The sequence below is a fragment of the Flavobacterium sp. W22_SRS_FP1 genome, assembly GCF_052113685.1.
Taxonomy (GTDB): Bacteria; Bacteroidota; Bacteroidia; order Flavobacteriales; family Flavobacteriaceae; genus Flavobacterium.
Genome location: NZ_JBGQOE010000049.1, coordinates 1 through 8049, shown reverse-complemented (window position 1 = coordinate 8049; position 8049 = coordinate 1). Strand labels below are relative to the sequence as shown.

Annotated in this window: 6 protein-coding genes; 5 read left to right on the top strand and 1 reads right to left on the bottom strand. The window is 35.2% G+C overall.

Annotated features, from left to right (window positions below):
• Positions 1–164 precede the first annotated feature (164 nt).
• Entirely contained in the window at positions 165–1106 is a 942-nt protein-coding gene (locus ACEN2H_RS15315) for an HlyD family secretion protein (protein ID WP_441733868.1), read from the top strand.
• Position 1107: 1 nt separating this feature from the next.
• A complete protein-coding gene (locus tag ACEN2H_RS15310; RefSeq protein ID WP_441733866.1) occupies positions 1108–2688 on the top strand; it encodes an MDR family MFS transporter in 1581 nt (526 codons plus the stop codon).
• 62 nt (positions 2689–2750) lie between these two features.
• Here ACEN2H_RS15310 and yaaA read toward each other — a convergent pair whose 3' ends face one another.
• Positions 2751–3509: a peroxide stress protein YaaA gene (gene yaaA, locus ACEN2H_RS15305; RefSeq protein WP_441733864.1), complete on the bottom strand. Its 759-nt coding sequence runs from the start codon at positions 3507–3509 to the stop codon at positions 2751–2753.
• A 755-nt stretch (positions 3510–4264) separates the two neighbouring features.
• Between yaaA and nhaA the strand changes: the two genes are divergently transcribed.
• From nhaA to ACEN2H_RS15290, 3 genes are all read left to right on the top strand, one after another.
• Entirely contained in the window at positions 4265–5455 is a 1191-nt protein-coding gene (gene nhaA, locus ACEN2H_RS15300) for a Na+/H+ antiporter NhaA (protein WP_441733862.1), read from the top strand.
• On the top strand, positions 5436–6743 hold the full coding sequence (locus ACEN2H_RS15295; RefSeq protein ID WP_441733861.1) for a TIGR00341 family protein: 1308 nt from the start codon (positions 5436–5438) through the stop codon (positions 6741–6743). The genes nhaA and ACEN2H_RS15295 overlap by 20 nt, the downstream gene beginning before the upstream one ends.
• Positions 6744–7076: 333 nt before the next feature.
• Entirely contained in the window at positions 7077–7688 is a 612-nt protein-coding gene (locus ACEN2H_RS15290) for an alpha-ketoglutarate-dependent dioxygenase AlkB family protein (RefSeq protein WP_441733859.1), read from the top strand.
• Positions 7689–8049: the final 361 nt, after the last annotated feature.

The following is an 8049-nucleotide window of genomic DNA, read 5'->3' as shown; positions in this document are numbered from 1 at the left end:
GAATTTTCGTTTTTCCATCGTACAAAATTATAGTTTTTGATTTATAATTGTGTCCGATTATTTAAGGGGTCAATACAATATTATTAGGTTTTACTTATGGAACTTACAAATACATTTATTCCCTTTCCCACGAAGGAACAGATGATGCCCAGATAGAGAAAAACATGAATCCCATAATTCCTAGGGTATCTGGCTATGTAAGGAAAGTGTATATCACAGATAATAATTTTGTAAAAAAAGGGGATACTTTATTTACGATTGACAAAAAAGATTACCAATTAAAAATCGATGAAGCAACTGCAAATTTGGCCGCTGCAGAAGGGAGTTTTGAAGTTTCCAAAGCAGACATAAATAGCATTCTAGCTAGTATTTCAGTGTCTGAAGCTAATGTGAAGTCTGCAGGAGGAAATATTGAAAGCGCAAAGATCAGATTAGGTCGCCTTAGTAGTGATTACAACCGATACAACAATTTGTACAAAAGTCATACGATCACAAAACAACAGTACGAACAAGCTTTAGCGGCAAAGCAAGAGGCAGAAAGCCAAGTGCGTGTTTTAGAGCAGCAGCAAAAAGCGACCGCCTTCCAGAAGTCTGTTATTGTAGCAAATTCAAAAGTATCAGATAAACAAACCGATGTTGCGGCTGCCAATATCAAAAGAGCAAAAGCATTGCTTGATTCGGCAAATTTAAATCTAACGTATACCGCTATAACTGCTGCCATTGATGGACAAGTTTCTAAAATTGACATTCAACCCGGGCAATTAGTGCAAGCAGGGCAATCCCTTTTTTACATTATTAATAATAATGAAGCATGGGTTGTCGCCAATTTTAAAGAAACACAATTAAATAAAATGATTACAGGACAGAAGGTAACTATAAAAGTAGACGCTTATCCAGATTATTCATTTAATGGAACGGTAACTTCCTTTTCACCTGCTACAGGAGCCCGTTTCTCTATTTTGCCTCCTGATAATGCTACTGGTAACTTCGTTAAAACAATTCAACGCTTACCTGTAAAAATAAGTCTTGACGCCACTAACGATGCTGAAAAAATAAAGTTATTACGTCCTGGAATGAACGTGGATGTTGACGTACATATAAAATAATATGGCACCAGGAGAGGACGATTTAGTCGAGTACGGTTTTAGGCGGGTTATCATTACAATAACGGCGGTACTTTGTGCTTTGCTGGAAATTGTAGATACGACTATTGTTAATGTCGCACTAACCAATATGAGAGGAAGCTTAGGAGCTACATTAACTGATGTGGCTTGGGTTATCACGGCTTATGCTATTGCCAATGTTATTGTGATTCCAATGACGAGCTGGCTTTCGCAACAATTTGGCAGACGCAATTATTTTGCAGTTTCCATCATTATATTTACCGTTGCCTCTTTTTTATGTGGTAATGCTACTAATATATGGGAGTTGGTTGCTTTCCGATTTATCCAAGGACTTGGTGGCGGCGCCTTATTGGTTACGGCACAAACGATAATTACTGAAAGCTATCCTATCGCTAAACGTGGAATGGCTCAAGCCATTTATGGCATGGGAGTTATTGTAGGTCCTACACTGGGCCCGCCGTTGGGTGGGTATTTAGTGGATCGTTTTTCTTGGCCTTATATTTTTTATATCAACATCCCATTAGGAATTATCGCTACCCTTTTAACATTAAATTTTGTACGAAGCCCAAAATATGGTGAGAAATTAAAGGCTAACCAAGTCGACTGGATAGGAATTATTCTTTTAGCAGCCTTTATTGGTTCTTTACAGTTTGTACTAGAACATGGGCAACAAGACGACTGGTTTAACAATAAATTGATAGTGCTGCTAAGCAGCGTTTCATTATTTGGCCTAATATTATTTATTTGGAGACAGTTAACCTACAAACATCCAATCGTAAATTTGAGTGTACTGAAGGACGGCAATTTAAGAATTGGTACGTTAATGGCTTTTATTCTTGGCTTCGGGCTGTACGGTTCCACTTTAATTATTCCAATTTACACACAGTCCGTCTTAGGGTGGACAGCCACTGATGCAGGCTTGCTACTGATTCCCGGATCTATAACTACTGCTTTTATGATGCCTATTATTGGTAAATTAATTCAGAGAGGAGTTCCGCAGGGATACATGATAGGTTTAGGGTTTCTAATTTTCTTTTTCTTTACTCTTATGATGCGTAATAACATGACCCCAGATACTGGTGTCGAGCATTTATATTGGTCTTTGATATTACGAGGGATTGGGTTGGGACTGCTTTTTGTTCCCATCACTACCCTATCACTATCGACTTTGTCAGGGAAAAACATTGGTGAAGGCGCGGCATTTACTGGTATGATGAGACAATTAGGAGGTTCTTTTGGTATAGCCATAATTACTACATTTATCACTAGGTTCAGTCAAGAACACCGGGTAAGTTTAGTTGCACATTTAGACGGAAGCAAATTTGAAGTTCAACAACGACTGTTACTCTTACAAAAAGGGTTTATGTCCAAAGGATTTACGTCTAACGAAGCATTAAATAAAGCCTACCAGGCAATTGATTATTCTGTCATGAAACAAAGCACGGTGCTGTCATACATGGATGTTTTCTTGTATCTAGGAATCCTATTTCTGTGCTGCATTCCAATTATATTTTTTGTAAAAAAAGGAAAAAACAAAATCAATCTTGGAGATGCTAGCCATTAACAGAAACAAAAAATGCCGATATCATCAGCAATATCGGCATTTTTTTATTTTAGCGTAAATTATTATCTAGTAAAAACGAGATGGTTTCCTTTAGACAAATTCGCATCAAACTGATACCCATCATAATCGAAGCCTTTTAAATCATCAACTGTTTTAGCATCGGTGTCTATAATATAACGCACCATCATTCCCCTAGCCTTTTTGGCAAAAAAGCTAATGATTTTTAATTTCCCGTTTTTATAATCTTTGAAATCTGGTGTGATCACGGGAACTTTCAGCGCCTTGGTGTCAATAGCCGAAAAATATTCGTTACTAGCCAAGTTGACAAATAATTCTCCATCTTTTAGCTCTTTGTTGAGACTTGTTGTTATCGTGGTTTTCCAAAATTCATATAGATTTTTATTTTCTTCTACCGCCAACTTTGTCCCCATTTCCAATCGATATGCCTGCATTAAGTCCAAAGGCTTCAAAAGTCCATACAAACCAGATAAAATACGTAAACAATCTTGTAATGTATCTACTTTATCTATTGGGATCGAATAAGCATCTAAACCGGTATACACATCACCGTCAAAAGTATAAATAGCGGGACGTGCATTTTCAGGAGAAAACGGTGTCATCCAATCTTGATTGCGCTTCCAATTTAAATCGGCCAATTTATCTGAAATATGCATCAGTCCTGACAACTCTTTTGGCGATTCCTTTTTTAATACTTTCTGGATCTGCTTTGATTCCTTTAAAAATATTGGTTTTGTATAGGCTTCAGTGGGTAACTCCTTTTCGAAATTCAAAGATTTAGCTGGCGATATTACTATTTTCATAAATATTCCTATTACAGGTTCTTTTTTTAATGATTTTCTCAAAAGTACAAATTGAAAACAATTAATAGAAGTACTTAAATTGATTTATTTAATGATCGAATAGAAAATATTAATTGATACAAATTTTCTTTTTACTATTTCTGCATCACATCTTTATGCCCAGAAGCCACACTTGATTTATCAGAAACAATAGAAATTAGAAAAAGCCTCCCTATCTAATCTAGAGTTAATAAAGAAAATTGCTGGCAAAATTTTCTAAGAAAAATTATCAGTTACAATGAAGAAAGTTTCAATACAGCTCAATTAAAAAAAAGAGCTGACCAATCTAGAACCCCTTATTTACCGTGGCAGTATAGATAATAAGGCAATTGGATATTTGGAAATAAATTTTAGAAAAGCTCAAACAGAAATAATAGGCGAATAAGCTTTCGAAATTCAGTGCATTTATATTCTGCGAGAGTTTCATGGAAAAAAATTGGGCAATTGTTTATCAATGCAGTTGCAAACATAGCAAAACCAAATGCCTTCTCTTACGTTTGGCTAGGTGTGTGGAAAGAAAATCGAAGAACACCTGAGTTTTAACGCAAAAATAGCTTTTTGGTATTTGACAAGTATATTTTTAAAACATTATTATCCATTTCGACAACGGGGTTAGCTACTAATTAGCTATTTTTGTAAATCTGGCTATAATTGTTTGACATTTATACATAAAATCGGGAAAATTTCCGAGTGTTAGCTACAAAAATAAAGAATACATGAAAGTAAAGATCGAGAAGGCGATAAAAAAGATTTATAATAGCGATTTGTTTAATGAGTTCTTTAATAATGAAAAATCCAGTGGACTCGTCCTAATTGGCTGTACCATCTTTTCATTATTTATGGCAAATTCATTTTTTGGTCAACAATACCTCCAAACTTGGCACATGAAATTTTGGGGAGAAAGCTTGGAATATTGGATAAATGATGGCTTAATGACGCTTTTCTTCCTTCTTATTGGTTTAGAATTAAAAAGAGAAGTTCTAGAAGGTGAATTATCTAATTTAAAGGATGCGATGCTTCCTATTTTTGCGGCACTAGGTGGGATGTTGATTCCTGCCGGTTTGTACTTGCTTTTAAATTATGGTACTAAAGCTCAAGCTGGAGCTGGTATTCCGATGGCTACCGACATTGCGTTTGCCTTAGGAGTGCTTTCTTTATTGGGTAGTAGAGTGCCATTATCGTTGAAAATTTTCCTAACGGCCTTAGCCGTAATTGACGACTTAGGCGCTATTTTAGTAATCGCTATTTTTTATACAGACACGATTCTTTGGACAAACTTATTCATCGCTCTAGGTATCATGGTAGCCCTATTTATATTGAATAAAATGAAAGTGCGCAATTTGATTACCTACCTGATTGGTGGAGTGATTATGTGGTGGTTTATGCTACATTCTGGTATTCACGCAACTATAACAGGAGTATTGTTAGCGTTTGTGATTCCTTTTGGCAACGGCGATAAAAAATCAACTTCTTCCATTCTAGAACATTTTTTACATAAACCTATCGGCTTTATTATACTTCCTATATTTGCATTGGCCAATACTGCCATTGTTATTAGTTCGAATATTGGAGAAACCATTTCGCAGCATTATAGCATAGGAATAGCTTTGGGCCTAATTGTTGGAAAACCATTGGGAATTTATCTGTTTAGCTTTTTGGCAGTTTCAGCAGGAATATGTAAACTTCCAAATGACTTAACTTGGAAAACAATCATCGGTGTAGGGTTCCTTGGTGGTATTGGGTTTACCATGTCAATTTTCATAACTTTACTAGCTTTCGACGACAAAACTTTAATTAGTAATGCAAAATTCATTATCTTACTTTCTTCATTAATCGCAGGTTTAATTGGCTTTCTTTTTTTAAAAAACACCTTAAAAGAAGTTACAGATGAAAAAAACAACGAATAAAATATTTGCTTACACAAATCTTAGTAAAGGCGAAGAAGATAAGAACATTGTATTAGATAATGTAACGTCCAACATTTCATTCAGGGGCTCGAATTTATGGATTCTGGCTTGCGCAATTGTAGTGGCATCAATAGGGCTAAATGTAAATTCGACAGCTGTTATTATAGGTGCAATGCTTATATCACCGTTGATGGGGCCAATTATAGGAGCCGGTTTCGGATTAGGAATTTATGACTTTAATTTACTTAAAAGATCACTAAACAACCTTTTGATTGCTACTTTAGTTGGGTTAGTTGTATCTACTCTTTATTTCTATATTAGCCCCTTTAAGGATGCGCAGCCTGAGCTATTATCACGAACTTCGCCTAATATTTACGACATCTTAATCGCTTTTTTTGGAGGTTTAGTAGGAGCTATTGCAATAACAAGAGTTGAAAAAGGAAATCCAATCCCCGGAGTTGCTATTGCTACAGCACTGATGCCTCCTCTTTGTACTGCCGGATATGGCTTAGCAATTGGTAACATGAAATTCTTTTTAGGCGCCATGTATTTGTACTCAATAAATTGTGTTTTCATTTGTATATCCACCTTTTTTATTGTCAAATATTTAAAATATCCTGTAAAGAAGCAATTGGACGACAAACATCAAAAACAAGTGCGATATATCATGACAACTTTAATAACTGTATTAATACTTCCGGGTATTTATTTTGCATACCAATTAATTGAGCAGAAGAAATACCAACATCAAATTGATATTTTTATGGAAAATGAATTTACAAATAAAGGGATTGCTATTTTATACAAAAAAACAGACTTCAACAAGAACCCAAAAAAACTGGAACTCGGATTCCTTTCGAGAAGATTTAGTACCGAAGAAATTAAAACACTAAATCAAAAATTAAAATCTTACAATATCGGTAATACAAAGTTAATTGTCATACAAGATACTGCAGATCTTAAAAGTGATATTTTAAATGAAATTAATTTTAATAAATCTGTATTAAGTGAAAAAGACGTTACGATTTTAAACTTGAAGAATGAAATTGCTAAAAATTCGTATGACAATAGAGCAATCCTGTCAGAAGTAAAAATTCTATTTCCAGAAATTGAAAATATTTCCATTTCTAATCACACTTTTGACGAAAATACAGACAGTACTAGAACAGTTCCGGTCCTCATCTACAAAAGTAAAGGGGGGCTAGATGAGCCGACAGAGAAAAAGATGGTACTTTGGCTTAAACAACGTTTGGCTAAAAAGCAGATTGAAATTTATCCTCAAAAGTAAAACTGAAGAAACTACAATCAGCCACATGATTTAATTGATCGTTTAATACTATCTTAAAAGTAGTAGTAACTAAGTTTTGTCAAAAAGAGGAACGAATTGTAGGCTGAACATCATCTTTGTCACTTTGCTATATTTTTCCGGATTCTATTAAAATTAAAAAAAACAAAATCATCCTACGCGAAATCCAAAACATCAAAATTCACGCAACCCAAGATTACAAATCTGGCAAACTAATAAAAAAGAGAGAAATAGCGTATTTTTTTTTCGCCAAGTTGAAGCAATTAAAAACAATTTCCGACCTTGTGGTCATTGCAGCAAAACGAATTAAAGCCAATGGACTTATTTAGCACAGAACCGGACAAAAACACAAACCTATTGCCTAAAGATGGTACAGTAAACTACTACGGCAGCTTGATGCCGCAGTCCAAAGCCGATGAATACCTGACTGAATTATTAGAAAACATAGATTGGAAAAATGACCAATCCATCATTTTTGGTAAACTTATCATTACTAAACGCAAAGTCGCTTGGTACGGGGATAAGAATTTCAGTTACACCTACTCTAATACTACGAAGGAAGCCCTGCCTTGGACTCCTGCTTTACTCCAACTGAAATCACTGGCCGAAACCACTACTGGCGAAACCTACAATTCCTGCTTGTTAAACCTATACCATGACGGAAACGAAGGTATGGGATGGCACAGCGATGCCGAAAAGGATCTCAAGAAAAATGGTACAATCGCTTCCATGAGTTTTGGAGCCGATCGCAAATTTGCTTTCAAAAACAAGGAAAGTAAGGAAACAATTTCTATGATGCTACAAAACGGAAGCCTGCTAGTCATGAAGGATGAAACCCAAAGCCACTGGCTGCATCGCCTACCTCCTACCAGACTCGTTATGAAACCCAGAGTAAATCTGACTTTTAGAACGATTATAGTGAAGTAGTAAAGAACGTTAACAATCATAGAACTAATCGCTTATCGTTTGTTACGAATGTACTGACGGTCGTTTGTAATAAGTACCAAATTAAACTCTTCAACCAACCTTAGGATAAACAATACAGAAATTGATAGCGGAGGTCTCCTCATATCTCTAATTCCCAATACAATTTGAGCAGCTAAGCTTATTTATGACTGCATTTAATTCTTTTTATAACCGTACTTAAATAAATACTATTTTAGTAGAAAAAAGAAGTCTGTTGACTATCATTTTGAACCCAGTCTAAAAATAACTAGATTCAATTAGTTAATGCAACTCTCAGGAAAAGGGATAGGATAATTTTTTCAAAAGAAAGGACATTAAAGTC

Coding starts and splice junctions, on each gene's coding strand:
- nhaA (WP_441733862.1), top strand. CDS start 4,265: ATGAAAGTAAAGATCGAGAAGGCGATAAAAAAGATTTATAATAGCGAT.
- ACEN2H_RS15310 (WP_441733866.1), top strand. CDS start 1,108: ATGGCACCAGGAGAGGACGATTTAGTCGAGTACGGTTTTAGGCGGGTT.
- yaaA (WP_441733864.1), bottom strand. CDS start 3,509: ATGAAAATAGTAATATCGCCAGCTAAATCTTTGAATTTCGAAAAGGAG.
- ACEN2H_RS15295 (WP_441733861.1), top strand. CDS start 5,436: ATGAAAAAAACAACGAATAAAATATTTGCTTACACAAATCTTAGTAAA.
- ACEN2H_RS15290 (WP_441733859.1), top strand. CDS start 7,077: ATGGACTTATTTAGCACAGAACCGGACAAAAACACAAACCTATTGCCT.
- ACEN2H_RS15315 (WP_441733868.1), top strand. CDS start 165: ATGAATCCCATAATTCCTAGGGTATCTGGCTATGTAAGGAAAGTGTAT.